This is a genomic window from Thiomicrolovo immobilis (assembly GCF_039645955.1).
GTDB classification, from domain to species: Bacteria; Campylobacterota; Campylobacteria; order Campylobacterales; family Sulfurimonadaceae; genus Thiomicrolovo; species Thiomicrolovo diazotrophicus.
Genome location: NZ_CP147916.1, coordinates 2,058,769 through 2,084,437, shown reverse-complemented (window position 1 = coordinate 2,084,437; position 25,669 = coordinate 2,058,769). Strand labels below are relative to the sequence as shown.

Sequence of the window (25,669 nt, the reverse complement as noted above, 5' to 3'; positions counted from 1 at the left end):
ATGGCGGCGGTCATAGAGGTCGAAAACGTCGTGACGCGCTTCGGAGAGCGCCTGGTGCATGACGGGGTGTCGCTGCACGTTAATGCCGGGGAGATCTACGGCTTCCTCGGCCCCAGCGGCTGCGGAAAATCGACGCTGATGCGCGAGATCATCCTTCTCGAGCCGCTTCAGAGCGGCAGCATCCGCCTTTTCGGCGATCCGCTTGACAGGCTCTCTTTCGACGCGGCACAGGCGCTGCGGCGCCGATGGGGGGTGCTGTTCCAGTCCAATGCGCTCTTCACCTCGCTGAACGTGGCCGAAAACATTGCCGTGATGCTCAAGGAGTACACGGCGCTCCCGGTCGCGCTGATCGACGAGATCGTTGCCTTCAAACTCGACATCGTCGGGCTCACGCCCAAAGAGGGGAAGCTCTACCCCTCCCAGCTCAGCGGGGGGATGAAAAAGAAAGTCGCCCTGGCCCGGGCCCTGGCTCTGGACCCGCCGCTGCTTTTTCTGGACGAACCGACCTCGGGGCTCGACCCCGTTTCGGCCCGGGAGTTCGACGCCCTGATCATGCGGCTGCGGGACATGCTACAATTAACCGTAGTAATGGTCACCCACGACCTCGCCTCGATCGAGACGACCCTCGATCGTATGGCGATTATCGACGAGCGGCGCATCGCCGCCGAGGGGACGCTGTCGGAGGTCAAAGGGGTGCCGAGTCCGTTTATCCGTACATTTTTTGGAGGTGACGTGTCGTGAACGCCAAAACGAACGAGACGGTCGTCGGCATATTTGTGCTGCTCTCATTGGCACTGATGGCTTTTTTTGTGATCTGGATGCTTCAGCCGGCGAAAAAGGATGAGCTGCAGAGCTACCGTATCGAGTTCGGCGAGTCCGTGTCGGGCCTCAACGTCGATTCCCCGGTCAAGTTCCGCGGTGTGACGGTCGGGAAAGTCAGTGCCATCCGCATCAGTCCCAATAATATCGAGAAGATCGAGGTCATCATCGATGTGTGGAAGACGACCCCGGTGAAAACGGATACGATCGCCAAGCTCAAGTCGCAGGGTATTACGGGGCTGAGTTACGTGGACCTGAGCCGCGGGAGCGAGGCCGCCCCGCTGCTCAGATCCAAAGAGGATGAGGACGCCATGCCGACAATCCCCTTCGAACCCTCCTTTTTTGTCACCCTGGAGCGTACCTTCGGGTCGGCATCCGAGAACATCTCAGAGCTCCTGCTGCGCCTAAAGGAGCTGATCGGCGAACAGAACCAGGAGGAGTTGACCCGGCTGCTCTATCACAGTGCGAATATCGTGGAAAAGATAGACACCGGGCTGACCAAGGAACGGTTTGCGCATCTGGACGGGACCATTCGGAAGATCGGGAAGTTGGCGACGGCGCTCGATGCCAGGACGTCGTCACTCCCGCAACTGCTGCAGAGCAGCGACGCCGCGATGGGACAGGTCAAGGTCTCTCTGGCCTCTTTGCAGGAGAGTTTTGACTCCATGGCCAAGACGCTGGAGGTGATCAATGCGCGGAACAAAAACGGCGATTACAGCATCAAAGAGACGATGGGGCCGGGCATGGCGCAGTTCGAAGTGACGATGCGCCAGATGGAGCAGAGCCTGACCCTGCTCAACCAGATGCTGCTGCGCTATGGTGAAAACCCTTCGGATATGCTCTTTGAACATCAACCGCCGCAGGTGGGACCGGGAGAAGCGAAATGAAATGGATAACGGGAGTCCTGATGGCGCTGCTGGTCAGCGGATGCAGCCTGACGCGCGAAGCGCCGCCGGTACAGAGCTACCGGCTCAACGACGGGGCGCAAATCGTCGTGAGCAGTGCGGAGGGGTGCCGGGAGCGTGTGATCCGCATCGCCCTTATCGAAGCTCCGCAGTGGCTGGGGGGGACCGCGATCCATTACGCCGGGTCGGACCACCGCTTCTACCGCTATACGCAGGCGCGCTGGGAACAGTCCCCGGTGCAGCAGATCCAGCAGATGATCGAAAAGAGCGTCATCGAAAGCGGACTTTTCGTCGGGGTCGTGCCGTACAAATCCCTGGCCAAGAACGACTGGCTGCTTGAAGTGCGCATCGAACAGATGCTGCAGACGATCGGCGAAACGGGGGCGGGTGAAACGGAGCTGATGCTTTATGCCGTTCTCGTCGACCAATACAGCCGGCGTGTCCTGGCGCAAAAGACCTTCGCCTACCGGTACAAGAGCGCTGTTTCGGATGTGCGAAGCGCGATGGAAGGGTGGAGCGCAGGGGTCTCCGAATTTAAAACGGCACTGATCGCGTGGCTGGTGCAGCAGTGCGACACGCAGGCAAAGGTCGACCGCAGCGATGTCAATCTTTGACCGCGTCGCGGAGCGCAGCGGCGGCAACGCCGAAAAGTACGCCCTGCGCCAAAAGCTCTTCGGGACGGAAGACGTCCTGCCGATGTGGGTGGCCGACATGGATATCGAGACTCCTCTGTGCGTCCGCGATGCCGTGATGAAACGGGCGGAACACCCCGTGTACGGCTACGAGGAGATGCCCCGCAGCGCCTTTGAAGCGCAGTGCAGCTGGATGGCGCACCGTCACGGGGTGACGCTTGAACCGGAGGACCTCCTGTATTCGCACTCCGTCGTCGCCTCCATCTCTGCCGCCATTGCCGCCTTTACCGCGCCGGGTGATGAGGTCGTCGTCCAGCCCCCGATCTATCCCCCCTTTGTCAGCACGATCCGGCACAGCGGGCGCAAAGTGCTCTCCAACCCCCTGCGGCAGGATGCGGAGGGGATTTACCGTTTTGACCTGGAGGGGCTTGAGAAGCAGATCACACCGAAGACGAAACTCCTGCTGCTCTGTTCCCCCCACAACCCCGTCGGCCGCGTCTGGGAGCGCGCGGAGCTCGAAGCTTTGGCGGCACTTTGCCTGCGCCACGGCATCAGGGTCTTTGCCGACGAGATCCATTCGGACCTGCTGTTTGCCGGCCATCGTCATACCCCCTTTATCGCCCTGGGAGAGGCCGTCCGCGCGATCACACTGACCGCGATCGGCCCGGGGAAGAGTTTCAACGTCGCGGGACTGGCGATCTCGACCGTTGCGATGACGGATGCCGCGATGCGTGCGGAGTTCAAAGCGGTCTACGACACGATCCATTTCGCCCAGGGGACCGTCTTCGGCCATGCCGGCTTCGAAGCGGCCTACCGGGAGGGCGAAGCGTGGCTGGAGGGGCTGCTGGTACACCTGCAGGGGAACATCGACAAGCTCTCAGAGCTGGTGGGACGTTACGAGCAGATCGGTTTTCGGCCGCCGGAGGGGACCTACCTCGCCTGGCTGGATTGCCGGAAGATGGGATTTGGCTCCGACAAAGCTCTGCGGGAGTTCTTTATCGGCGAGGCACGCCTCGGATTGAGCCCGGGCATTTCGTTCGGCAGGGAAGGGAGCGGTTTCATGCGCCTCAACTTCGCCGTACCGACACCGACGATGGACGCGGCGCTTGCAAGGCTGGAAGGGGCACTGCGCGCTTTCTAGCCGATACCGGGTCTGTAACGGGACCGTAATCTCTTTTGTCTACACTTCGCGGAAAAAACGGGGGCGCTCTTTCGCGCCTCCACGGGGGTGTGTGAGGCATGATGAAAGTTCTTTTCCTTTCGGTTTGTATATTCGCGGGTCTGAAGGCCGGGCTGTTCGAGACGGATGCGCACGAGAAGGCGTCGCAGCGGATGGGACTGCTGAAGCAGTTCAAGGAGAATGCCAGCGACGCCAGCGCGATCACCAAGCGCGGAGAATACGCGCTGATAAAGGGGCAGGAGCAGGGCCTTGCCCGCATCCGGGCGGAAGTGCTCACGCTGGGCCTGCCGGAGCAGGAGCGCACAGCGCTTCTCGGCGATCTGGATACCTACAAGGAGACGGTGCGGGGCATCGGCATGCAGCTGCAGAAGAGCGCGCCGGAGCTCCATCAGCACTACCGCCGGCTGCTCGGCGGTCTGGGTGAATTCAACAGACGCCTGGGCAGTATCGGACTGCGGGAACTGCTGCACGGCTGGCGGGAGCTCAGCCGCGTCAAGGGGCGTTTTGTCAAGCAGCCGGATGCGCGACTGGCCAAAGCGTTCGATACGGCGTGGACCCAAGTCAGCGTCACCATCTCGGAACTCTACCTCGACGAGGAGATGGAAGCGCCTCTGCTGGAGTACCTCGAGGCATACAAAGCCTATTTTGAGGAAGTGAACCGTGCCTATAAAGCGGTCGGTTATGCCGAGGTCAGCAGTCTGAAACCGCTGACCTACAAGATCAAAATGCAGATGGAGATGATGGCGCCCCGTCTCGCCGAGCGCCGCTGAGCCGTGCGGGTGTCGGCGCACGATTCCGTTTACGGCTGACATGGTATCCTGACGAAATGCACCGGGGCGTTTTCCCCGATAGCGTTACCGAAGGAGCGGCCATGAAAAAAGTGATGATCCTCAGCGGTGCCGGCCTCAGCGCCGAGAGCGGTCTGCGGACCTTCCGCGACCACGACGGGATGTGGGAGGAATACGACGTCATGCAGGTCTGCTCGACCGAGGGGTGGGAAGCGGACCGGGAACTGGTGACCCGTTTCTACAACGCCCGCCGTCACGATCTGGCGGACAAAGCGCCCAATGCGATGCACCGGGCCATCGCCGCACTGCAGCGGCGCTACCCCGGGCAGATCTGGAACCTGACGCAGAACGTCGATGATCTGCTGGAGCGGGCGGGGTGCGACGAGGTGATCCACCTGCACGGCACCCTGCGGGATCTACGGTGCGAAAGCTGCGGGCATCTTTGGGATATCGGCTATGCCGGGCAGACGGAAGACGACTGCTGCCCGCGCTGCGAAAGCGCCGCCGTCCGCCACAACGTCGTCATGTTCGGCGAAAGCGCGCCGATGTATCGCCGGATCTATGAAGCGGTGAACGATGCGGAGTTCTTCGTTGCCATCGGCACCAGCGGGCAGGTGATAGACATTGTCCCCATCGCCCGGGAATTCGAACACTCCGTGCTCGTCAATCCCCGCCGCGAGGAGTATGTGACGATGTTCGGCTCCTTTGAACAGAACATCGACGCCTTCTTCTCCGACTTCCTCCAGATGGGCGCCGTGGCGGCGGCCGAACCGCTGACGGGGCTTGTGGAACGCTTTTTGCATGAATGAAGGCAGCGTTATGAAATGGAAATGAGACGTTGCCGTAACAGGGAGGAGATGAAACGCCATTATCATTGCGCCATCTTGCATCCGGAGTGAGCAATGAAAGAGACGACCTTTGAAATCCATCATCTGGAAAACGGTTGGGGCTGGCCCGATATCGACAGCGACGAAGTCGCGGTAGAGTACCTCTGCGAAGAGCTCGAGGTTCCCGAAGAGCTGATCAGCGAGGTTCACTGCTGCGACGGGACGATGCAGCTCTCTCTGATTCCCGGCCGCGGCTATATGCGCGACGACTGGTACGTTAATCTGATACGCTGCGCCTGAGGGATGCGGCGCATTTTCGCGCTATAATCCCTCTATGCTATTACCTCTCTTCCCGGGGCGTCGCGATGCGCTCCGCTCTTGACGCCATCGCCGACTTTGTGCGGGGACATCATGTCCTGACCCTCGCCACGAGCCGCGACGGCATTCCCTACGCCACACCGCTTTTTTACGCGTATGACGATGCGCGCAACTGCTTCGTATTCGCCTCGTCTGAGGAGACGGAGCATACTGCCCAGATGAAAGCGAATCCTTCGGTGGCGGCAGGCATCGCATTGGAAACGGATACGGTCGGAAAGATCCGGGGGCTGCAGTGCCGCGGCCGGATCGTTATCGGCGACGCGGCGGACGCGCGCTGCTACTTTGCACGTTTCCCCTATGCCAAAGTGATGCGTCCCACACTGTGGCGGCTGGAGCCCTCCTGGATGAAACTGACCGACAACCGGCTCGGTTTCGGAAAGAAGCTCATCTGGGAAGCTACTCCCCCTTCTTAGGCATCACCCCTTTCAGAAAATCCCTCTCCAGCCTGAAGGCGTCGGGGCGCGCGTAGTGGCCTGCGACGTCGAGGTTCCATTTCGCCCCTTTCTGGCGTATGGGGTCGATTTCGGCGTAGAGGATCCCCTCTTTTTGGTAGAGTGGCTCGGCGAGCACTTCGCCGTTCGGACCGGCGATCATGCTGTTGCCGCTGTTGATCCATTCGCCGCTTTCACGGTAATAGGGCTCAAGCTCGGGGAGGGCGTCAAGTACGCTCTGCTTGCGCAGCACCATGCAGCATCCGGCAATGTAGACGCGCCCCTCTTTGCCGATATGGCGCATGCTCGCCTGCCAGGCGCTCCCCTCGTCGTAGGTCGGTGCGGCATAGAGGGAAATGCCCCGCTCGTAAAGGCTTTGACGCACGAGGGGCATGTAGTTCTCCCAGCAGATAAGCCCGCCGAGCCTGCCGATGGGCGTCTCGTATACCTCCAGGGTCGCGGGGTCGCCGAAGGCCCATGCCGTGCGTTCCGCGAGGGTCGGTACGAGTTTCTGATGGTGTCCGAGTACGCGCCCCTCCGGTCCGATAAAGAGCAGGGTGTTGTAGACGGAACCGCCGCTGCTGCTGCGCTCATTGATGCCGATCGCGATGTGGACCTGCGCCGCCGCCGCTGCGTCACAGAGGATCTGCACCTCTGCGGAGGGGAGGGTGACGGCCGCATCGAGGAAACGGGCGTACAGGGACTGGTTGAGGGTCATATTGCCCGGAGGGACCTGCCAGATCCAGTCGGGATAGCCCGCAATGAACGCCTCGGGAAAGACGACGAGCTTGGCCCCTTTCTCTGCCGCTTCGGTGACAAAACGGCACACTTTGGCTATGCTCCTCTCCGGATCCAGAAAGACGGGTTCGGCCTGAACGGCAGCGATGGTAAAGGGTGCGGGGGGCATGGCAGACTCCTTCCGGTCCGCAGGACCATGCTTCCATTATCCCACCGGTGCATAAATAAGAAACTTTTATCACAGGGTTAGTTGGGCCCTTCTAAGGGAAGGGTGGCTCAAAGCAATTCCCGGTAGAATATCGTCAAAAACACGGAGCGTACCCATGAACAGAGCTTTACAGATGCTGCAGCTGCAACAGCAGCTTAACGATGCCACGAACGGAGCAGACTGGGAAGCGGGTACGACGAAGAACGGCAAGGCGATCAACTGGAAGCGCTGCATCTACATGGAGTGCGCGGAGATGATCGATTCATTCGCATGGAAGCACTGGAAAAACATCGCCGCTGACCCCGACTGGGCGAACCTGCAGATCGAGGTCGTCGATGTCTGGCACTTCGTCATGAGCCTGGTGCTGCAGGAGTACAAGCAGCGCGATCTCGGCAGTCTCGATGACGCGGCGAGGGCGATCGCGATCATGCCCTTTTACGAGATGCTCAACGATGACGCGGAAGGGTTCGCCGTCGAACGTCTGGTGATGGCCCAGGTGGAGTCGGTGATGAAAGACGCCCTTGAGGGCAAGCCCGACCTGACCAAGCTGTTGGCGGATTTCTTCGAACTCGTGCGGATGAGCAATCTTGATCTTACTTCACTCTACCGCCTCTACGTCGGCAAGAACATCCTCAACCGGTTCCGCCAGGACCACGGTTACAAAGAGGGGCACTACGTGAAGATCTGGAACGGGGAAGAGGACAACGTCGTGATGAAGCGGCTCTGGGAAGAGAAGGGCGATATGACGCCCGATGAATTGTACGGGGGGCTCGAAGCATCCTATCCGGGTGCCTAGCCTAGAACGACGGCGGGAGGCTTCACCGCAACACAAGCCTCAAAAAATGTGCTTCAGAAAAGGGGGTGATGATGGCAAAGATCATGTCAACCGTGGGACTCTTTTTCGTGCTCTTCGCGGGGGCGGCGCTACTCGCGGAATCTGAAGGCGTGCATACCGCCCCGGACGCTTTGAAAAAGGTCGAGATCGGGCTGATGGGGGCCGCGCTCTACCAGGAGGCGAAGAACGATCCGCTAGAGGATCTGTTCCCCGGCATGGGCGTGCGCGCCGCCTATCGCTTTTACGGTAACTGGTCGGCGGTCGCCGAGCTGTCGGCTGCGTTCGATGCCGCTTATGATCTTCCCGGACACGGGCGTGTCAACGTGACGGATTACATGGCCGGCATCGATTATGATCTTTTCCCGGAGTCCGGCGCCGTGAAGCCCTACCTCTCGCTGGCCGTAGGGTATCGCACCATCAGCGGTGTCACCGGACGGGACCAGTGGCAGGTACTGCCGGGCCTCGGGTGCAAATTTCCTCTGAATGATTCATGGCAGCTCGTCGTGGAAGCGAAAAAACGGTTCAATCTGGATGCAAATGAAACGGGATGGCTGGGGATGATCGGCGTGAGTTATCTGTTCGGCGTCGGTGACGCGCAGAGCGCCGTGCACTCCAGCGAAACTGCACCGGAGCCGGAGGCGATCGAACCGGTCCCCGTTCCGGAACCGGCCGCCGCCGACAAACCGCCGGAGAGGGACAGCGATGATGACGGGGTGCTCGATACGGAAGATCACTGTAGCGGCACGAAGCGCGGCGTCCGGGTGGATGCGCAGGGGTGTCCGCTGACGATGGCGCGGGTCGTGCATTTTCCCTTTGATTCTGCGAAGGTCTCCGAAGCACAAGAAACACAGATACGTGCTTTGGTGCACTTTTTGAATGAGAACCCCGCCTCTAAGGTTATATTGAAAGGGTATACGGATGACGCGGGTACGCCCGCCTATAATCAGAGGCTTTCCGCGCGCCGTGCGGAAGCCGTCAAAACAGTGCTGGTGAAGGCGGGGATCGATCAGAAGCGCATTGTTGCACAAGGCAGAGGTATGCGCGAACCGGTGGCGGACAACGCCTCGGAGGAGGGACGGGCACGTAACCGTCGTGTCGAGGCGGAGTGCATCGTCGAGTAAACGCCGCCGATCTGTTTTGCGACGGGGACGGATGTAATCCCCGCGCGATCGTCAGTCGGCTTTCGCTATCGTGTCGGCAAGGGCGTTTTTCCGCTCCATCAGCGTCAGCAGCGCCATGAAGAAGGCGGTGATGGCGGGGCCGAGGATCATGCCCCAGAAACCGAAGCTCGTCAGACCGGCGATAATGGCAAAGAAGATGATCAGTTCGTTACGCTTGCTCTCGGTCGAGGAGAGGCGGCTGTCGATGCTTTTGATAATGACGGGTTTGATAAAGGTGTCGGCGATGACGGAGATGACCAGGATCGTGTACAGCGCGATGAACACGGCGCTGCCCACATCGCCGAGGGAGAGCTCGTAAAGGGAGAAGGGGACCCACATCAGGGCGCCGCCGACCACGGGGATGAGGGAAGCAAATCCGAAGAGGATGCCGAAAAGCAGCCCGTTGTAGCCCATGAAACTGACGGCGATCCCGAAGAGTGCCCCCTCCAGCGCCGCCGTGAGCAGAATGGAGTAGAAGACGATGCTCATGACCGAAGAGACCTCCGAGCCCAGCAGGCGGGCATCATCGGGCGGAAGGTTGATGATGTGTTTGAAATAGCCTGCCAGCCGCTGCCCGTAGAGGTGGGCGAAGAAGTAGAAGACGATAATCATAAAGGCGTTCTTGACGAACGACGCGCTGATGCTGCCGATGGTCCCGGCGTAGGCGAGGGCCTTCTTGGTCAGTTCGGCCGGATCATACGAGGCGATAAAGTTCGAGACGTAGGACTTGGAGTGGCCGGAGAACCCCGGCGCGCGTTCTATGAGCTCCTGTAGGTAGTCCATGACCGATTCGAGGGTTGTGGGGTCAAAGTGCTGCAGATAGATAGTGATCTTGGCGAGAAAATAGCCCAAAGGGGCGAAAAAGAGCAGGGCCATCATCAGGGTGGAGAGGGCTGATGCCGCGAAGACCGAGCCGGTCCACTCCCGCAGACGCCGTTTGAACGAAAAGGTCGAGACTGCCAGCAGCGAAGCGATCAGGATACTCATCAGGTAGGGGCTGTAGAGCAGGTACATCCAGTAGAGTGATGCCGCGAGCAGGATGGCGAAGATCGTCTGCGGTTTCACGGTGTATCCTTTAGAAGAGCCCGCTCTGTTCCGCGGGCGGGGTGAGCCGGAGCACGTCGTAGCACTTGGGGGTGGCGACGCGTCCCCTGGCGGTACGCTCCAGGTAGCCGTTGGCGAGCAGGTAGGGTTCCAGGACATCCTCGATGGTCCCCTCGTCCTCGCTCAGCGCCGCGGCGATGGTGCTGAGCCCCATGGCCCGTCCTTTGGCCTGGACCAGCAGCTCCAGCAGCCGCAGGTCCATCTCGTCGAAGCCGTGGGCGTTGATGCCCAGTTCGTTGAGGGCGTAGACGGTGCGTTCATGCGTGATGGTCGCTTCGTCGGCGACATCGGCAAAGTCCCGGACCCGGCGCAGCAGCCGCAGAGCGATCCGCGGCGTTCCCCGGGAGCGGCGGGCGATCTCCAGCGCGGCGTCGTGCTTGATCGGTTTGCCCAGTTTCTCCGCGGCCTGCATGATGATGCGGGAGAGCTCCTCGGGGTGGTAGAAGTTCATGCGGAAGTTCATGCCGAAGCGGTCGCGCAGGGGGTTCGAGAGCATCCCCGCCCGCGTTGTCGCGCCGATCAGGGTGAAGCGGGGAAGGTCGATCTTGACCGTCTGGGCCGCGGGGCCGCTGCCGATGATGATGTCGAGGCGGAAATCCTCCATGCTGGGGTAGAGGATCTCCTCGACGGCAGGGGAGAGGCGGTGGATCTCGTCGATAAAGAGGATGTCCCCCTCTTCGAGGTTGGTCAGGATGGCGGCCAGGTCGCCGCTCTTTTCGATCATCGGGGCGGCGGTGACCTTGATGCTGCTGCCCATCTCGTTGGCGATGATCAGCGCCAGGGTCGTTTTCCCCAGACCCGGAGGGCCGAAGAAGAGGGTGTGGTCCAGCGCTTCGCCCCGCTTTTTGCTCGCCTCGATAAAGACGCCGAGATTCTTCTTGATCTGCTCCTGGCCGATATAATCGCCCCACCCCTCTGGCCGCAGGGAGGTTTCCACCGTTTCCTCGGCGCTGAATTTTTCGATTTCGACGATACGTTCCATCGTTACTGTCCCACCGGATATTGTTCCGTAGCTTTGTACTCTTGATAGGGCTGGTCGTGCTGCGCCTCGCATGCGCGCCGCTCGTCGGGGTTGGTGATATTGCGGCAGTTCTGTTTGGCGATGTCATGCGCCATGTCGTAGCGCATTTCACTGGAACAGCCGGAGGACAGTATCCCCAAGATGAGTACGGACACGGTTTTAGCGATCAATACGTATGCTCCTCTGCCGGGAAGGTGCGTGCGGCGACCTCCTCCTTGTACTGCGTGACCGCCGCTTTGACGGCATCGGCACCCTGCATGTACTGCTTGACGAACTTCGGCACGAAGGGCTCGTAGAGGCCGAGCATGTCGGAGAAGACGAGCACCTGCCCGTCGACGCCGCTGCCGGCGCCGATGCCGATGACCGGGACGGAGACCGCTTCCGCGATCCGCGTCGCGACGTCGGCTTTGACCCCTTCGACGACCATGCAGAAGGCGCCGGCCGCTTCGACGGCTTTGGCATCCTCGATCAGGGAGAGGGCGTTGGCCTCGTCTTTGCCTTTGACCTTGTAGCCCCCCTCGCCGCGCACCGCCTGGGGCAGCAGGCCGATGTGGCCGCAGACGGCGATGCCGTTGGCCGTGAGGTGGGCGATAATGTCGGCTTTGTCCCGGCCTCCCTCGATCTTGACGGCGTCGGCCCCGCTCTGCTGGTAAACGGCAATCGCGTTGTCCAGGGCGCGCTCGGCCGTCGTATAGGTGCCAAAGGGCATGTCGCAGATGACAAAGGTGTCCGGCGCGCCGCTGCAGACGGCTTTGGTGTGGTAGATCATCTGCTCGAGCGTGGCGCTGAGGGTGTCGGGTTTCCCGGCGAAACTCATATTGAGCGAATCCCCCACGAGGAGAATGTCGGCAATGGGGTCGAAAAGGCGTGCGAAGAGGGCGTCGTAGGCGGTGATCATCATCAGCGGTGTCCCGCCTTTGGCCTTTCGGATGGCACCGACGCTCAGCTTATTAGCCATTGGTTGCTCCTGCGGGCATGCCGGAATTCGGGGGGATATCCCCTTCACGGCGCCCTAGTCAATTGAGAGCGATTTTATCCAAAAATGCTACAATTGCGGATAAATATGGCAGGCCGCCGTCCCGTTGCTAAGGGTGGCGGCGCCCGAACACGGGCAGATCCGCTCAAAGGGTAATTGGTGGAAAAACAACTGGTGGGCTACATTACGACGGGCTATCCCGACAAAGATTTTACGATCGACCTCGCGCTCTCGATGGGAGAGAGCGGTGTCGATTCGCTGGAGCTGGGTATCCCCTTCTCCGATCCCGTCGCCGACGGACCGGTGATCGAGGCGGCGAACTACGTCGCCCTGGAGAACGGGTTCCGCTTCAAAGACGTCCTGGACGTCTCCCGCGCCGTGGCGCCCCGCGTCGATACCCTCTGGATGGGCTACTTCAACCCTTTCTACCAGTTCGGGATGGAGAAGGTCCTTCGCGAGGCGAACGATCTCGGTGTCAGCGGCCTGATCGTCCCGGACCTGCCGCATGAAGAGGCGGTTCTCTACGCCGATGCTTTCGCCCGGCACCGTATCAGCAACATCGCCTTCGTCGCACCGACGGATACGGATGCCCGGGTGAAAACCGTGGTCAGCGCTGCGCAGAAGTTCATCTACCTCGTTGCCTACGCCGGTATCACCGGTGCGGGTAAAAGCGAAGACCTCGGCGAGGTCGTCGCCTCGATCCGCCGCCATACGCAGACGCCTGTCTACGTCGGTTTCGGCGTCAACGAAGAGACGGCGAAAACGAAAGCGGAGGGGGTCGACGGCGTCATTGTCGGTTCGGCGTTCATCAACGTGCTGCTGCGCGAAGACCTCTCGCTGTCCGAAAAGATCAACCACTGCAGCCGCATCGCCAAAACAATCAAAGAACGCATCAACGAGTAGGGGGGAAACCTCCCGTTTTTTAGCCCCTCTTTATGGCGTATCGGCTATAATTGCCTTCTAAGCCTGAGCGGTGCGAGCTCTCGCATTTCAGGGGGTTCTACATATCTACTTTATGGACGGTGTAGCCGCTTCTGTGTGCCGGTGATCTCGCTTGAAGGCGCAAGCCTGAGAGACTGCCGCCTGAGGAAGCCCTCAGTCCGTATTATTTTGGCTTTGAGAACCAAAGCTATCTTGCGGAACGGCCGCCCGGGTTTAGATGCCGCTTTCATTCAAGAAGATGCCGTCTTTTTGAATGAAAACAGCAAGAAGGATCGGCAAAAGAATGAATGTAATGGTTATCGGCAGCGGCGGGCGCGAATATGCGATCGGGCGTGTACTGGCAGAGGATGAAGCGGTAGAGAAGCTCTATTTCGCACCGGGCAACGGGGCGACGCCGATGCTGGGCGAAAACGTTGCGATCAAGGGGTACGATGCGCTGGCGGATTTCGCGATTGCCAACAGTATCGACCTCACCATCGTCGGACCGGAGGCGCCCCTCACCGAAGGCGTTGTCGACATCTTCAAAGCGAAGGGGCTGACGATCTTCGGTCCTTCCAAGGCAGCGGCACAGCTCGAGGGCTCCAAGGTCTATATGAAGAACTTCCTCGCCAAGTACGGCATCCCGACGGCCCGCTATATCGAGACGGACCACATCGAGACGGCCTTCAAGTTCATCGAGACCCTGCCGACGCCGGTCGTCGTCAAGGCAGACGGGCTCTGCGCGGGCAAGGGTGTTATCATCGCTATGAGTCACGACGAGGCGAAAAAGGCCGCTTCGGAGATGCTTAGCGGCGCTTCCTTCGGCGACGCGGGCAAAAAGGTCGTCATCGAGGAGTTCCTTGACGGCTACGAACTCTCCATGTTCGCCATCTGCGACGGGGAGGACTTTATCCTGCTGCAGGCGGCACAGGACCACAAGCGCCTCCTTGACGGTGACCAGGGACCGAACACGGGCGGCATGGGGGCCTATGCGCCGACGCCGCTCGTCAACGACGAAATCTACGAGAAGGTCAAGGAACGCATCGTCCGCCCGACGCTCGACGGGATGCAGGCGGAAGGCGCACCCTTCGAGGGGGTGCTCTTCATCGGCCTGATGATCGTGAACGGCGAACCGATCACCCTGGAGTTCAACGTCCGTTTCGGCGACCCGGAGTGCGAGATCCTGATGCCGCTGCTCAGCTCCCCGGCGAGCGAACTCTTCTACAAGGCCGCGACGAAGCAGCTCGACACGCTTGACGTGAAGTTCAAAGACGAATACGCCGTCGGCGTTGTCATGGCAAGCCGCGACTACCCCTACAGCAGCAGCGAACCGGCGGAGATCGTCGTCGACGAGATCGTTCACACCGAACTGGCCGAGCATTCGCATATCGCCTATGCCGGTGTCAGCGAGGAAGACGGCAAGCTCTTCGCGACGGGCGGACGGGTCCTCGTCTGCGTCGGAACGGGCAAGAGCATCCGCGAGGCCCGCGACCGCGCCTACCTTCTCTGCGGCCAGGTGCACTTTGCCGGGAAAAAACTGCGGACCGATATCGCTTACCAGGCCCTCTAACCCGTGAACGAGACGATCGAAACGCTGCTGCACCGGCATGAACTGCAACTCGCTTCCATCCCGAAGCGGGCCCTGGCGTTCCTGATCGACGAGCTCCTGCTGAGCCTGCTCTTTACGATTATGCTCTGGGGCCCTATTTCCCAGGCCAAGGATATGGAGACTTTCCTCTTTGTGACCAATGCTTACGCCCTGGAATACCTGGGGATGAAGGTCTTCTACCAGACGCTCTTTGTCGCCCTCTACGGTGCGTCGCTCGGAAAGATGGCGATGCGTATCCGCGTCGTGGCGATTGAGGACGGGGGGATCCCGGGCTGGCTGCCGGCATTCAACCGCGCCGTCTTCCGCATCCTCAGCGAGATCATCTTCTACCTCGGCTTCATCTGGGCGATGTTCGACCCCAATAACCAGGCGTGGCATGACCGCACTGCGCGCACCGTTGTCGTCAATGCCTAGGTTCCTGCTCCTTCTTCTTTTTGTATTGTCCGCGCTGCGGGCGGAAGAGCAGATTGAATTCTTCGCGACCCGGCTCGATTCGAACCTCAGCGTCGTCCATGCGAGCGGGGACGTCCTCGTTCTGTACAAAAGCTACTATCTGAGTGCCAACGAGGCTTATTTCGACCGCAACAGCAGTACGTTGGAACTCTTCGGAAATATCGTCGCCATGCAGGGGTCGGAGTATTTCGCGATGGGGGATTATGCCAAGCTCGATGTCGCCAAAAAGAGCCGGGAGTTCTCCCCCTTTTTCATGCTCGACCGCCATACGAATGTCTGGATGAGCTCCTCGCGTTCGGGGGCGGAAGACAAGGACTTCACGGTCGAAGACGGGATGGTCTCGGGCTGCGATCCCAACGATCCCTTCTGGGTGCTTTACTTCTCCAGCGCCGATTTCGACAGCGAATCGCGCTGGATGAACGTCTATAACGCCTACCTCAAGATCTACGGCATTCCCGTCTTTTACTTCCCCTATTTCGGCTACTCCCTCGACAACCGCCGCCGCAGCGGTCTGCTGGTGCCCTCCTTCGGTGTCTCCAGTACGGAAGGGTTCTTTGTCGAACAGCCTGTCTATATCGCGATCGACCCCTCCTGGGACGTGGAGCTGCGTCCGCAGCTGCGCACGGAGCGGGGCGAGGGGGTTTACGGGAAGTTCCGCTTTGTCGATTCGAACGTCTCGGAGGGGATGGTCCAGGCGGGCTATTTCCAGGAGAAGTCCTCCTATGTCGATACCTATGACCTGGCCAATTCGAACCATTACGGTTTCGACTTCTTTTATACCAATACGGCGGTGCTGCAGCGCTGGCTGGGGCTGGACCTCCCCGGGCAGTCGGGGCTCTATGCCGACATTAGCTGGATGAACGATATCGACTATATCAACCTCTCGTCCAACGATACCGTGAACTACGCCACCTCCAACCAGGTGCTCTCGCGGGTGAACCTCTTTTACAATGAAGAGGATGCCTATTACGGCATGAACCTCCGCTACTATCTCGACCTGAACAAACAGAGCAATGCCGATACCCCGCAGAACCTGCCGATCCTCCGTTACCACCGCTATATCAACACCTTCCTCGATGAGCACGTCTACTACACTTTCGATCTGCGCGGCAACAATATCTTCCGCGAAACGGGGATGCGCGCGGTCGAAGGAGAGGTGGACCTCCCCGTGACGCTGCAGACCTCTGCGCTGGAGGATTACCTGCTGCTCTCTTATAGTGCGAGGCTGAACGGAAAATACATCACCTTCGGAAACGAGCCGACGACCGTGTCGGCCATTCCGGCGGGGGGCGAGTACGAGACCGGGCTTTTCGGGCGGATCTACCATGTCTTCAATGCGGGGACGCAGGTGACAAAAGCGTTTGAGGGCTTCAGCCACACGGCCGGATTGGACCTTGCCTATACCAAGGCCGGTGTTGATGACGCGACGGGCTACTACAAAACCCAGCAGTCACTCTGCAGCGGGAGCGATGCGGCGCTCTATCCCGAATGCGACTTTTATGCCGTCAACGAGATCGAAGAGGCGCTGGACCTGAAGTTCAGCCAGTTCTTCGTCAATGACGTGGGCGAACAGGTGCTCTACCAGCGTCTTTCGCAGCGCCTCTCCTTCGACCGGAACCAGGATCAGCTCAGCGAGCTGGAAAACGAACTGGACTGGCAGGTGACCCCGGAAGTCTCGCTCTATTCGGATGTTTTTTACAACTATGACAACCACCGGGTCTCGAAGATGCTCAACGGGATCCGCTACAGCGACGGCGCGCTCAACGTCGGTGCGATGGACCTCTACGAAGACCAGCCCGACGTCAACGGGACGCAGCGGGTCAATTACCTGACCTTTGACGCCGCATATCGCTATAATGACCACTATCGCTATTTCGGCCGGTACGCCTATGACCTGGAGGCGAATGTGAAGAAGTTCTCCGAGATTGGCTTCGACTACACGAAGCGCTGTTGGAAATTCGGGATGCGTTATGTCGAGAACAACCGACCGATCCTGACCAACGCCCAGGCCGACTCGCTGCTGGAGAAGTATGTCTATTTCACCATCGAACTCCGTCCGATCGGGGGGACCGAGGTCAACTACAAACTCAGTGATGCATTGGATGGTTCGTGATGAAACTGTTTGAAGATAGAAAAGCGGCCGTTTCGGCGCTGAATGAGCTGCTGCCGCTGCCGCAGATGCAGCGAGAATCGTGGATTTTGATCGCGCTTTCGGAGGGAGGCATCGCACTGTGCCAGGAGCTCAACGTCCGGATGAAGCTCAAGGTCGACTGGCTGCTGGGCGAATCGATCACGGCGCCCCAGAACCCGCAGTGCGAACTGGGGAGGGTGAGCGAGACTGAGGAGATCGTAATCAACGACGACCTCGTCAAGGCCTTCGGCATCCAGTACGACTACGTCTACGGCGAGGCGCACCGCAAGCACGAAGAGAAGATCCTCTCCCGGATCTACCACTACCGCAAAGGGCGCCCGCTCACAACCCTGCGCGGCAAAAAAGTCCTCCTTGTCGATCAGGGGGCGGAGAGCGGATTGAAGCTGATGTGCGCGATCAAAACCGTCCTTTCGCGCTCGCCCGATGCCCTCTATGCCTGTGCACCGGTGATGCCCAAAGAGGTCTATGCGGCCGTCGAACCGCTCTGCGATGCGCTCTTTTGCCCACACGTGCTGGAGGATTATATAGAAACATCATGTTATTATTCAGAACTAGAAGATGTTTCGGATGAAATGATTATTAAGATACTAGGGGACTAAATGGATTATGATGTACTGGTAGCCGTCGAGAACAGAACGGAAGAGTATGCGCTTACAAGCGTGGCCCGACAGGCAAACGGAAGCGCGTGGCTCAAGGCCGGCAACACGGTTGTCCTGGCCACCGTTGTCATCGACGAGACCGAATTCGTCGAAGAGGGGTTTCTGCCGCTGACGGTGCAGTACATCGAGAAGGCGTACGCCGCGGGCAAGATCCCGGGCGGTTTCATCAAACGCGAGGCCAAACCGAGCGATTTCGAAACGCTGACCTCGCGCATCATCGACCGCTCCCTGCGTCCGCTCTTCCCCAAAGGGTTCGCCAACCCGGTCCAGATTACCGTGATGGTTCTCAGCGCGGATGAAGATGCCGACCTGCAGGTACTCGGCCTCAACGCCGCTTCGGCGGCCCTGTATGTCTCCGACATCGACATCGACATCCCCGTCAGCGCCGTCCGCGTGGCGAAGGTCGACGGCGAGGTCTTATTCAACCCGACGCTGCCGCAGCTTAAAAACAGCACCCTGGACCTTTTCCTCGCGGGAACGGAGTCGGACCTGCTGATGATCGAGATGCGGGTCCAGGGTTCGGTGGAGACGGAGCTGCTCGACACGATGATGGTCGACCCGCTCGTCGATCCGGCGCTCGCCGCCGAGACCATCGCCCGCTACCGCAGCAACGCGATGGGCGAGGATGATTTCATCGTCCTGCTTTCCGAAGCCCAGCAGCTGCTGGCGACGGCAAACAGCTCCTATGCAAAGGCGTTCGCTCCGTTCAAGAAAGAGACCTTCAAGCTGACCTGCATCGCCGCGGAGCCGGACGAGCATCTGATGGCGTACGTCAGAGAACACCACAGCGACGATATCGCCGCGGCCATCGCTCAAATGGCGCGCACCGAGCGCTCCACGGCCCTGCGCAATCTGCGTAAAAAGATCCTCGACGCGGAACCGGAGTTTGACGAGCACGCCCTCAAAAAAGCGATCGAAGCGGTCAAGCGCGAGACGGTCCGCACGCAGGTCCTGCAGACGCAGACCCGCGCCGACGGCCGCCACCTCGACGAAGTACGCCCGATCAGCATCCTGACCAACGTTCTTCCCTCCGTCCACTCTTCCTGCCTCTTTACCCGGGGGCAGACCCAGGCGCTGGTGACACTGACCATCGGCGGCAACAAAGACGCCCAGATGTATGAGGAGCTTACCGACAGTTCGGCGCAGTACGAGAGCTTTATGGTGCACTATAACTTCCCGGGCTTCAGCGTCGGGGAGGCGTCACCGGTCCAGCCGCCGCGCCGCCGGGAGCTCGGACACGGCAACCTTGCCAAGCGTGCCCTCGAACCGGTCCTGGAAGCCCCGGGACAGACGGTCCGTCTCGTCTCCGAGATTCTCGAGTCCAACGGCTCCTCCTCCATGGCGACCGTCTGCGGCGGTTACATGGCGCTCAAAGCGGCGGACCTTGATACGGCCGATCCGATCGCCGGCGTGGCGATGGGGCTGGTCAGCGAGGGGGACCTGCACATGGTCCTGACCGACATTACCGGTCTTGAGGACCACGACGGGGATATGGACTTCAAGGTCGCGGGCTCCAAAGAGGGGATCACGGCGCTGCAGATGGACATCAAGCTCGGCGGGATCTCCCTGGAACTGCTCAAAACGGCCCTCTATCAGGCGAAGGCGGGACGCGCCCACATCATCGATATTATGGCCGACGCCGAGAACAAGATCGAACTGAGCGAGGAACTGCCCGGCAGCGATTTCTTCAGCATCGATCCCGACCGTGTCGCCGATGTCATCGGCCAGGCGGGCAAGACGATCAGAGAGATCATCGAAAAGTTCGAGGTCGCGATCGATATCGACAAGAAAGCCGGCAACGTGAAGGTGACGGGCAAGAACCGCGAAGGGGTCAAGGGGGCGCGCGAGCATATCGAGCAGATCGTCTCAGTGCCGAAGATGGAAAAACCCGAGTACCATGTCGGCGACATCGTCAAGGGGCGGGTCAAGAAGATCGTCGATTTCGGCGCCTTCATCGAACTGCCCGGCGGAGTCGACGGCCTGCTGCACATCTCCAAAATCTCCGATTCGCACGTGCGCAACGTTTCCGATGTCCTGAGCGAGGGGGACGACATCGACGTCGAGATCCTCGAGTTCAAAGGGACCAAGATCAGCCTCGGCCGCGCCCCGGCCGCCTAAGCCCTCCCGGGGCCGGAGCGGCCCGTACCCATGGAAACGACCTCTCTCTCTACGCTGCTGGATACCCTGCAATCCGGACAGAACCTTTTTCTCACCGGCGGGGCCGGTACCGGCAAAACGACCCTGACGCGCCAGATCATCGCCGCCTACGGCGCCGAAGGGAAAAAAGTCGCCAAGCTCGCTTCGACGGGCATGGCGGCGGCCCTGATCGGCGGACAGACCCTGCACAGTTTTTTCGACCTGGGCATCGCCGACAGCGAAACGGACCTCGAACGCCGGGGGAAGCTCATCCCCAAAAAGAAGATCGTCAAACTGGTGCGTGCGATGGACCTCGTTGTCATTGACGAGATCTCGATGGTGAGTGCCGAAGTGCTCGATATGGTGCGGCTGCGCCTGCTGCAGTGCGGGTTTGACGGCGCGCTCCTGGCCGTGGGGGATTTTCTGCAGCTTCCGCCGGTCACAAAAGGCACGATCCGTTTCGCCTTCGAGGCCCCAAGCTGGGAACAGTTCGCCTTTGAGACGGTGACGCTGACGCACAACTGGCGCAGTGAGGATGCCGAATTCAACGGTGTCCTGAACGCCGTACGGCATGCCCGGGTCACGGAGGAAGAGCACTGCTACCTGCATGAGCTGATCAAACCGACGGGGGATGACCTCTCGCGATACACCTTTCTCTACGGGACGAACCGGTCGGCCTTCGAGCACAACCGCGAGCAGCTTGATGCGGTCGAGGGGGATCTCTACGCCTTTGAAACCCAAAGCGTCTGTCACGACGCCAAAACGCAGCAGCGGGAGGTGGAGCGTTTTATGGCGGATGCCCGCATCCCGGAAGTGCTGGAGCTGAAGGTGGGCGCGCCGGTGCTCTTTACCCGCAACAGCTGGAACTACGTGAACGGCCAGCGGGGGATCGTCGTGCGGCTTGAACAGGACAGCGTCCACATCCGCAAAGAGGACGGTATGGTCGTCAAACTCGAACGCGTCGGCACGGAGAAAAGCCGTTGGGAAGAGCGCACGGTCGAGAAGGAGAAGCAGATGGTCGAGGTGCCGCAGTTTACCCTCTACCAGTTCCCGATCGTCCTCGCATTCGCCATTACCATTCACAAGTCCCAGGGGATGAGTATCGGCGATCTGGTCATCGACACGACGGAGATCTTCGCCCCCTCGCAGTTCTACGTCGCCCTCTCGCGGGCGATCTCGCCCCACAGTCTGATTCTGAAACAGCCGCGCGTGAACTGGGCAAACCTTGCTTTCGTCCACCCCAAGGCGCTGAGTTTTGGTCAGGAATAATTTTTTTCAAAAAAAACTATTTTTTGTGATTATTTAATGCATTTGAATTTTAACAGCTAGTTATTTTCTCCGCCGTGAAGCGAAAGGCGGCGCGTTGTAAGATGGTTTTAATTCACGTTTTTCCCTGTTAAGCATAAGAAGGAGGGAGTGATGAAAACCATGAAAGAGAAAGGAATCGTTCTGCTTGCGGCGATCGCACTGATGGCCGGAGGCTGCAAGGTCAAGAGCGACACAGCCGATGCAAGCAGCGGCGGAGGCGGCGGCGGAGGAGTTATCATCGCCGCCGCCTTCCCGACGGCCGCCGACGGATTTGAAGGCAGCGCCGGCGACAATACAAAAGACCAACCCAGCAGTATCCTCGTCGGGGGACTGCAAACGCGCACGATCTATCCCCAGGGAGACGAAGACTGGGTGAAGGTTGCCTTGGTATCGGGCAAAACCTACGAACTCTTCGCGACGAACCTGAATTATACGGCCGATACCGTGATCGAACTCTACAAAGCCGACGGGGTGACGCTGGTAGCGTCGAATGACAATTTCCTCTCCTTTGACAGCAATATCGATCAGATTACGATTACGGAAACGGGGAACTACCTGATCCATGTCTACTCCTATTATGCCTACGATATGGCCAGCTATCAGCTCGGCGTGCGGCTTTTTATCGACAGTGATAACGACGGTTACTCCGCTACCTATGACTGCAATGACAGCAATAACGCCGTCTACCCGTACACAAACGAAATTGCCGGTAACGGGATCGATGAAGATTGTTCGGGGGCGGATGCTCCGAGTGGCACCGACGGTTTCGAGCCGGACGGAACGCTGGGAGGCGCGACAACGATCTACAGCACCAAAAGCGCCGTCGGCGAGATCATCTATCAGAGCGCGCTCTACACCCTGGCGCATACGATCGATCCGGGAAACGACACCGACTACTACAAGGTGACGCTCCCGCCGCACGCTGCGGCCTATGTCGTGGATTATTCCCAGGGGCCCGCGGGGCTACAGACCGCACTGCTCGATAACGGCGGGGCGGCACTGGGGATAACCGATTCGAAAGGCCCGGGGGGGATCATCGAGATGAGTACGCCGGATGCCGGGGGGATTGCAACGACGCAGACCTATTACCTCGAGGTGATGTCGGAGAACGGGTCGTCCACGACCTGGTATGCTCCGGCCCTGGTCCCGATCGGCACCGACAGTGACGGTGACGGCTTCTATACCCAAGACTGGTCCCCTGACTGCGACGACACGAACGCACTGATCTACCCGGGGGCGACAGAAAGACCGCTGGACCCGAAAGACTGGGACTGTGACGGCGATCCGACAAGCTAGAGGGAGTGAGCGATGCGCTGGATTGTTTTGGCCTCGAGTGTCATGACCGTTGCCTTCCTGGCGGCGGGACGGATGGAGGGGCATCCAAATGCCCCGGTTGACGGAAAACTCGCCGTGCCGACCTCGTTCGAGGCGGTGTCGCCACCACCATCGCCGGCAGCGGACGCCCTGCCGGAACAGATCGTATCTGACCTGCCCCCGGAGGTCCCCGCCCTCAGGGAAGAGGAGAGAGCCTATAACCGCATGGTCGCCGAAGAACGGCGTGCGAGCCGGCAGCGGGCCAGGGTCGCTTATATGGAAGCCCGACGGGAGTGGCGCAAAGCGCTGAACAGCGCACGGAGCAGCGGAAACAATGAAGCGTTCAACCGTCTTCGGGCACATGAGCCCGAACGGGAACACTATTTCGGGGAGGAGTAAACGGCGTTAGCGGGTACTAAAACCCGAGTGTACGAAACAGACCCAGCTCCCGCAGACGTGCTTTGAGGGCTTCGGCGGTGCGGCGTTTGGCATCGCTGAAACTCTGCGGCGACACGGCTTCCAGGAAAAACTCGTTTTGTGCGAGCCGCTCGCCCTTCGCGACGGATTCGAGCCGGACACGCATGGTCACGTTAAACACGCCGTTGCGCCGTTCCTGCTGGCTGTCAGCATGCAGCAGAAGCAGACCGATACGGTTACCTGTCGGTGTCATCCCCTCGGAGCGCAGGGTCTGCTCCACGGTATCAACGTAGACGATCGCCTCCGCATCGCTGATGACGCTGATGGCTACGCCGAATTTCAGGGCATTGTACGCCGCATCCGTTTTTTCCATAAACGCGTAGTAGGGTTTCGTGTCGGCCGCCGGGTCGGCCGTTTCGAGGAGCAATACCTCCGCCAGCAGCATCGGTTTCTCTTCATGGGCAGCGCCTAGCCTGCCCAATTGTTCGAAAAGCGGGGCGTCGTCGGAAGGCAGGTGCGCTTCGATCGTTTGACGGTGCGCTTTGAGCCGATCATCGATCTGTGCGGCGAAAACGCTGCGCGGCATGGTGATCAAGACCGCATGATCCTCTCCCATCTCCGCCTCTTCTTTGACGGTAACACCCGGATAGTCGATCTCCCGGAGTACCGTACGCATCGCGGCTGCGGTCTGGCTGCGCTCAGTGACATCCCGGACGCGCTGCTCAAGGGCCGGTTCCGCGCCCCTGAGCATGGTGGTAGCGATATTGCCGAGGGCGGAGATATGCGCCTCTTCTTTGCTTTTGGCCACGGAGACACCGTAGAGCGTTGTTGCCGTCGGCGGCGGCGGGTGTTCGACCCAGGCGGGGACTTCGGGGGTTGTCGGTGTCAGGCAGCCCGAAAAGAGGAGGGTGACCGTCAAAAGAGCCAAGAAATTCAAGCGCATAAAACTCCCTTTTCGTCATGGTAGCAATGCATGGGTAAAGGGGGGCTTTAGTGGTATAATGCGGCCATGTTTTATTACAGTTATGAGGCTTTCGAAGCGGACATGCGTTCCCTGCTCCCCGCCTGCCGTGCCTACGCGCCGGATATGATCGTGGCGCTTGCGCGCGGCGGCATGATGGGGGCGCAGCTGCTCGGATACGGCCTGGATGTCCGCAACATCGGCCTGCTGCGGGTGGCGTCCTACGATGACGCCTCCCAGCGCGAAACGGTCACCATCGACGGCGATTGCCCCGGCGGAACCTTCCGGCGGATCCTGATCGTCGATGACATCGTTGACTCGGGCAAAACCCTGCAGCAGGTGAAGGCCTACCTTCGGGAGCGCTATCCGCAAAGCACGATCAAATGCGCCGCGCCGTGGTCCAAGCCCACCGCCTGCGAGCAACCCGATTTCAGCTGCCGGGAAGCGACGGAGTGGATCGAATTTTTCTGGGACCGTTTTGATGGCTAAACTCCTGGCGTGGCTGCAGTACTTGCGGACGCTCGTATTGGCATTCCGGGTCATCGCTTTTGAAAAAATCGACGAAGCGGCATTTGTTGTTTGGGGAGCGTTGACGATCTTTGTCGCCGCCGTCGCTTTCACGTACACGGTGGCCGCCGGGGGCGTGGCGCTTCTGGGGATGGTCACACTCTGGTTCGGCGTGCGAGGATGGGCTCGCAAGAACCGTTGCCGTCTTATCCGCACCGCCGACCGGGTGGAGTTCGCGGATGTCGATACGGCGGCCGATGATTACCGGCAGGGATTTTCTACCGGGGTCGTTCTGCGCCGGATGGAGACCGAAGACGTCAAACGCACGGGGGAGTATGACGAGGCGCTGATGGCGGAGAGCCGGTGGTTTTATGTGGTCAGTGCGCCCAAAAAGACGCAGATCGTGCCGTGCGATCGGATCGTCGGCATCGAGATCGATGTGGAGGGAGATAGCGTATGGGATCACTGATTTTTTACCTGTTTGTAGGGCTCTTTCTCGTCTGGGTTTTCAGAAGCTATGGTCGCTACCAGTACCGGGCGGAAGCGACCGGGAGAGGTCCCGTGACCTCCGAAGTGGTGCGCAACTCCGAGCTGGGGCTTTTTGTCGCATTGATGGCAAAGGTGGCCAAAGCCGACGGCCGGGTTGACACCCTGGAGGCGGAACTGATCGGAAACACCTTCACGGATATCGCCAACGCGTTTCCGGACCCGCAGATGGTCCGTGAAGAGCTCAAATCGATTTTCAACCGTGAAAAGGAGCAGCGCTTCAATGCGGATGCGATTGCGCAGCGCCTGGCCTATGCGACCGTGCGCCACCCGCAGCAGCGTCTGGGGATGTTCTCATTTCTTGTCAATCTCGCCTTCGTCGACGGGGAGCTCAGCCGAAACGAAGAGAATCTGCTGACCAAGATCGCGGCGTTTTTGCAGATCGCACCGGACCAGGTCGAGGCGATCATGGCCCAGTTCGCGCAGATCTACAAAACGGGGCCGACCCGTACCACTCTGCAGGAGGCGTACACGCTGCTGGGCGCGGAAGAGGGTGAAGCGATGGAGAGTATCAAGAAGAAGTATCGTGCTCTGGTGAAGCAGTATCATCCCGACCTTATGAAGGCAAAAGGGGCGGATGAGGCGTATATGGCCGAGGCTACGCAGAAGATGCAGCAGATCAATGCTGCTTATGAAACGATCAAGGCGTCGCGGTAGTCGTGTGCCTTACACTGGCAGCACAAT

The 25,669-nt window shown here is 59.9% G+C and carries 28 protein-coding genes; 22 read left to right on the top strand and 6 right to left on the bottom strand.

The features are described 5' to 3' along the window. The 8 genes from WCX72_RS10840 to WCX72_RS10805 all read left to right on the top strand — a co-directional run bounded on the left by WCX72_RS10840 (position 1) and on the right by WCX72_RS10805 (position 5,942). Positions 1–741 (top strand): ATP-binding cassette domain-containing protein, encoded by a 741-nt coding sequence (locus WCX72_RS10840; RefSeq protein ID WP_231019079.1) that lies wholly within the window; start codon positions 1–3, stop codon positions 739–741. Further along, positions 738–1,706 carry an MlaD family protein gene (locus tag WCX72_RS10835; protein ID WP_231019078.1) on the top strand — a complete coding sequence of 323 codons (969 nt, stop codon included), beginning with the start codon at positions 738–740 and terminating at the stop codon, positions 1,704–1,706. The genes WCX72_RS10840 and WCX72_RS10835 overlap by 4 nt, the downstream gene beginning before the upstream one ends. Then, entirely contained in the window at positions 1,703–2,338 is a 636-nt protein-coding gene (locus WCX72_RS10830; RefSeq protein WP_345969783.1) for an ABC-type transport auxiliary lipoprotein family protein, read from the top strand. The genes WCX72_RS10835 and WCX72_RS10830 overlap by 4 nt, the downstream gene beginning before the upstream one ends. Continuing rightward, positions 2,325–3,497 carry a PatB family C-S lyase gene (locus WCX72_RS10825; RefSeq protein WP_345969782.1) on the top strand — a complete coding sequence of 391 codons (1,173 nt, stop codon included), beginning with the start codon at positions 2,325–2,327 and terminating at the stop codon, positions 3,495–3,497. The genes WCX72_RS10830 and WCX72_RS10825 overlap by 14 nt, the downstream gene beginning before the upstream one ends. A gap of 98 nt (positions 3,498–3,595) precedes the next feature. Beyond that, a complete protein-coding gene (locus tag WCX72_RS10820; RefSeq protein ID WP_345969781.1) occupies positions 3,596–4,306 on the top strand; it encodes a hypothetical protein in 711 nt (236 codons plus the stop codon). A gap of 101 nt (positions 4,307–4,407) precedes the next feature. Further along, a complete protein-coding gene (locus WCX72_RS10815) occupies positions 4,408–5,133 on the top strand; it encodes a Sir2 family NAD-dependent protein deacetylase (RefSeq protein ID WP_345969780.1) in 726 nt (241 codons plus the stop codon). Positions 5,134–5,226: 93 nt separating this feature from the next. Then, complete coding sequence (locus WCX72_RS10810; protein ID WP_345969779.1) at positions 5,227–5,451, top strand: hypothetical protein; 225 nt, start codon at positions 5,227–5,229, stop codon at positions 5,449–5,451. A 65-nt stretch (positions 5,452–5,516) separates the two neighbouring features. Further along, on the top strand, positions 5,517–5,942 hold the full coding sequence (locus WCX72_RS10805; protein WP_345969778.1) for a pyridoxamine 5'-phosphate oxidase family protein: 426 nt from the start codon (positions 5,517–5,519) through the stop codon (positions 5,940–5,942). Here the strand turns inward: WCX72_RS10805 and WCX72_RS10800 are convergent. Beyond that, positions 5,926–6,867, bottom strand: a complete 942-nt coding sequence (locus WCX72_RS10800) for a carbon-nitrogen hydrolase family protein (RefSeq protein ID WP_345969777.1) — start codon at positions 6,865–6,867, stop codon at positions 5,926–5,928. The two genes, WCX72_RS10805 and WCX72_RS10800, sit on opposite strands and share 17 nt — an antisense overlap. Before the next feature lie 154 nt (positions 6,868–7,021). On the opposite strand from WCX72_RS10800, the gene WCX72_RS10795 reads away from it, so the two are divergent. Next, positions 7,022–7,702: a dUTP diphosphatase gene (locus tag WCX72_RS10795; protein WP_345969776.1), complete on the top strand. Its 681-nt coding sequence runs from the start codon at positions 7,022–7,024 to the stop codon at positions 7,700–7,702. Positions 7,703–7,770: 68 nt separating this feature from the next. Beyond that, complete coding sequence (locus WCX72_RS10790; protein WP_345969775.1) at positions 7,771–8,862, top strand: OmpA family protein; 1,092 nt, start codon at positions 7,771–7,773, stop codon at positions 8,860–8,862. Between the two features lie 51 nt (positions 8,863–8,913). Here the strand turns inward: WCX72_RS10790 and WCX72_RS10785 are convergent, their stop codons facing one another. From WCX72_RS10785 to panB, 4 genes are read right to left on the bottom strand one after another with little or no spacing between them, the layout of a single operon-like run. Further along, positions 8,914–9,966, bottom strand: coding sequence for an AI-2E family transporter (locus WCX72_RS10785; protein ID WP_345969774.1), 1,053 nt, complete (start codon positions 9,964–9,966; stop codon positions 8,914–8,916). Between the two features lie 10 nt (positions 9,967–9,976). Beyond that, positions 9,977–10,987: a Holliday junction branch migration DNA helicase RuvB gene (gene ruvB, locus WCX72_RS10780; protein ID WP_345969773.1), complete on the bottom strand. Its 1,011-nt coding sequence runs from the start codon at positions 10,985–10,987 to the stop codon at positions 9,977–9,979. Positions 10,988–10,989: 2 nt separating this feature from the next. Beyond that, positions 10,990–11,196, bottom strand: a complete 207-nt coding sequence (locus WCX72_RS10775) for a hypothetical protein (RefSeq protein WP_345969772.1) — start codon at positions 11,194–11,196, stop codon at positions 10,990–10,992. Then, on the bottom strand, positions 11,193–11,984 hold the full coding sequence (gene panB, locus WCX72_RS10770; protein WP_345969771.1) for a 3-methyl-2-oxobutanoate hydroxymethyltransferase: 792 nt from the start codon (positions 11,982–11,984) through the stop codon (positions 11,193–11,195). Before panB ends, WCX72_RS10775 begins: the two co-directional genes overlap by 4 nt. A gap of 177 nt (positions 11,985–12,161) precedes the next feature. Here panB and trpA point away from each other — a divergent pair, with 177 nt between their 5' ends. The 9 genes from trpA to WCX72_RS10725 all read left to right on the top strand — a co-directional run bounded on the left by trpA (position 12,162) and on the right by WCX72_RS10725 (position 22,953). Further along, positions 12,162–12,905, top strand: a complete 744-nt coding sequence (trpA, locus tag WCX72_RS10765) for a tryptophan synthase subunit alpha (protein ID WP_345969770.1) — start codon at positions 12,162–12,164, stop codon at positions 12,903–12,905. Positions 12,906–13,227: 322 nt separating this feature from the next. Beyond that, positions 13,228–14,493 carry a phosphoribosylamine--glycine ligase gene (purD, locus tag WCX72_RS10760; RefSeq protein WP_345969769.1) on the top strand — a complete coding sequence of 422 codons (1,266 nt, stop codon included), beginning with the start codon at positions 13,228–13,230 and terminating at the stop codon, positions 14,491–14,493. Positions 14,494–14,496: 3 nt separating this feature from the next. Next, complete coding sequence (locus WCX72_RS10755; protein WP_345969768.1) at positions 14,497–14,946, top strand: RDD family protein; 450 nt, start codon at positions 14,497–14,499, stop codon at positions 14,944–14,946. Continuing rightward, positions 14,909–17,098: an LPS-assembly protein LptD gene (locus WCX72_RS10750; protein WP_345969767.1), complete on the top strand. Its 2,190-nt coding sequence runs from the start codon at positions 14,909–14,911 to the stop codon at positions 17,096–17,098. The genes WCX72_RS10755 and WCX72_RS10750 overlap by 38 nt, the downstream gene beginning before the upstream one ends. Then, a complete protein-coding gene (locus tag WCX72_RS10745) occupies positions 17,098–17,736 on the top strand; it encodes a phosphoribosyltransferase (protein ID WP_231019057.1) in 639 nt (212 codons plus the stop codon). Before WCX72_RS10750 ends, WCX72_RS10745 begins: the two co-directional genes overlap by 1 nt. After that, positions 17,737–19,914: a polyribonucleotide nucleotidyltransferase gene (locus tag WCX72_RS10740; RefSeq protein WP_345969766.1), complete on the top strand. Its 2,178-nt coding sequence runs from the start codon at positions 17,737–17,739 to the stop codon at positions 19,912–19,914. Positions 19,915–19,944: 30 nt separating this feature from the next. Beyond that, entirely contained in the window at positions 19,945–21,201 is a 1,257-nt protein-coding gene (locus WCX72_RS10735; RefSeq protein WP_345969765.1) for an AAA family ATPase, read from the top strand. Positions 21,202–21,351: 150 nt separating this feature from the next. Continuing rightward, a complete protein-coding gene (locus WCX72_RS10730) occupies positions 21,352–22,536 on the top strand; it encodes a putative metal-binding motif-containing protein (RefSeq protein ID WP_345969764.1) in 1,185 nt (394 codons plus the stop codon). Positions 22,537–22,548: 12 nt separating this feature from the next. Then, positions 22,549–22,953 carry a hypothetical protein gene (locus WCX72_RS10725; RefSeq protein ID WP_345969763.1) on the top strand — a complete coding sequence of 135 codons (405 nt, stop codon included), beginning with the start codon at positions 22,549–22,551 and terminating at the stop codon, positions 22,951–22,953. A gap of 16 nt (positions 22,954–22,969) precedes the next feature. Here the strand turns inward: WCX72_RS10725 and WCX72_RS10720 are convergent, their stop codons facing one another. Then, a complete protein-coding gene (locus WCX72_RS10720) occupies positions 22,970–23,914 on the bottom strand; it encodes a hypothetical protein (protein ID WP_231019051.1) in 945 nt (314 codons plus the stop codon). Positions 23,915–23,980: 66 nt separating this feature from the next. Between WCX72_RS10720 and WCX72_RS10715 the strand changes: the two genes are divergently transcribed. Genes WCX72_RS10715 through WCX72_RS10705 form a run of 3 tightly spaced genes read left to right on the top strand, consistent with a single transcriptional unit; the run spans position 23,981 to position 25,642 of the window. Further along, entirely contained in the window at positions 23,981–24,421 is a 441-nt protein-coding gene (locus WCX72_RS10715; RefSeq protein ID WP_231019050.1) for a phosphoribosyltransferase family protein, read from the top strand. Continuing rightward, entirely contained in the window at positions 24,414–24,908 is a 495-nt protein-coding gene (locus WCX72_RS10710; RefSeq protein ID WP_345969762.1) for a hypothetical protein, read from the top strand. Before WCX72_RS10715 ends, WCX72_RS10710 begins: the two co-directional genes overlap by 8 nt. Beyond that, positions 24,896–25,642 (top strand): TerB family tellurite resistance protein, encoded by a 747-nt coding sequence (locus WCX72_RS10705; RefSeq protein ID WP_231019048.1) that lies wholly within the window; start codon positions 24,896–24,898, stop codon positions 25,640–25,642. The genes WCX72_RS10710 and WCX72_RS10705 overlap by 13 nt, the downstream gene beginning before the upstream one ends. The last annotated feature ends 27 nt before the right edge of the window (positions 25,643–25,669 follow it).

Coding starts and splice junctions, on each gene's coding strand:
- WCX72_RS10715 (WP_231019050.1), top strand. CDS start 23,981: ATGTTTTATTACAGTTATGAGGCTTTCGAAGCGGACATGCGTTCCCTG.
- WCX72_RS10720 (WP_231019051.1), bottom strand. CDS start 23,914: ATGCGCTTGAATTTCTTGGCTCTTTTGACGGTCACCCTCCTCTTTTCG.
- WCX72_RS10795 (WP_345969776.1), top strand. CDS start 7,022: ATGAACAGAGCTTTACAGATGCTGCAGCTGCAACAGCAGCTTAACGAT.
- WCX72_RS10725 (WP_345969763.1), top strand. CDS start 22,549: ATGCGCTGGATTGTTTTGGCCTCGAGTGTCATGACCGTTGCCTTCCTG.
- WCX72_RS10825 (WP_345969782.1), top strand. CDS start 2,325: ATGTCAATCTTTGACCGCGTCGCGGAGCGCAGCGGCGGCAACGCCGAA.
- WCX72_RS10790 (WP_345969775.1), top strand. CDS start 7,771: ATGATGGCAAAGATCATGTCAACCGTGGGACTCTTTTTCGTGCTCTTC.
- panB (WP_345969771.1), bottom strand. CDS start 11,984: ATGGCTAATAAGCTGAGCGTCGGTGCCATCCGAAAGGCCAAAGGCGGG.
- WCX72_RS10730 (WP_345969764.1), top strand. CDS start 21,352: ATGAAAACCATGAAAGAGAAAGGAATCGTTCTGCTTGCGGCGATCGCA.
- WCX72_RS10745 (WP_231019057.1), top strand. CDS start 17,098: ATGAAACTGTTTGAAGATAGAAAAGCGGCCGTTTCGGCGCTGAATGAG.
- WCX72_RS10735 (WP_345969765.1), top strand. CDS start 19,945: ATGGAAACGACCTCTCTCTCTACGCTGCTGGATACCCTGCAATCCGGA.
- WCX72_RS10705 (WP_231019048.1), top strand. CDS start 24,896: ATGGGATCACTGATTTTTTACCTGTTTGTAGGGCTCTTTCTCGTCTGG.
- WCX72_RS10830 (WP_345969783.1), top strand. CDS start 1,703: ATGAAATGGATAACGGGAGTCCTGATGGCGCTGCTGGTCAGCGGATGC.
- WCX72_RS10820 (WP_345969781.1), top strand. CDS start 3,596: ATGATGAAAGTTCTTTTCCTTTCGGTTTGTATATTCGCGGGTCTGAAG.
- WCX72_RS10815 (WP_345969780.1), top strand. CDS start 4,408: ATGAAAAAAGTGATGATCCTCAGCGGTGCCGGCCTCAGCGCCGAGAGC.
- WCX72_RS10805 (WP_345969778.1), top strand. CDS start 5,517: ATGCGCTCCGCTCTTGACGCCATCGCCGACTTTGTGCGGGGACATCAT.
- WCX72_RS10840 (WP_231019079.1), top strand. CDS start 1: ATGGCGGCGGTCATAGAGGTCGAAAACGTCGTGACGCGCTTCGGAGAG.
- WCX72_RS10740 (WP_345969766.1), top strand. CDS start 17,737: ATGGATTATGATGTACTGGTAGCCGTCGAGAACAGAACGGAAGAGTAT.
- WCX72_RS10710 (WP_345969762.1), top strand. CDS start 24,414: ATGGCTAAACTCCTGGCGTGGCTGCAGTACTTGCGGACGCTCGTATTG.
- WCX72_RS10800 (WP_345969777.1), bottom strand. CDS start 6,867: ATGCCCCCCGCACCCTTTACCATCGCTGCCGTTCAGGCCGAACCCGTC.
- WCX72_RS10750 (WP_345969767.1), top strand. CDS start 14,909: ATGACCGCACTGCGCGCACCGTTGTCGTCAATGCCTAGGTTCCTGCTC.
- ruvB (WP_345969773.1), bottom strand. CDS start 10,987: ATGGAACGTATCGTCGAAATCGAAAAATTCAGCGCCGAGGAAACGGTG.
- WCX72_RS10810 (WP_345969779.1), top strand. CDS start 5,227: ATGAAAGAGACGACCTTTGAAATCCATCATCTGGAAAACGGTTGGGGC.
- purD (WP_345969769.1), top strand. CDS start 13,228: ATGAATGTAATGGTTATCGGCAGCGGCGGGCGCGAATATGCGATCGGG.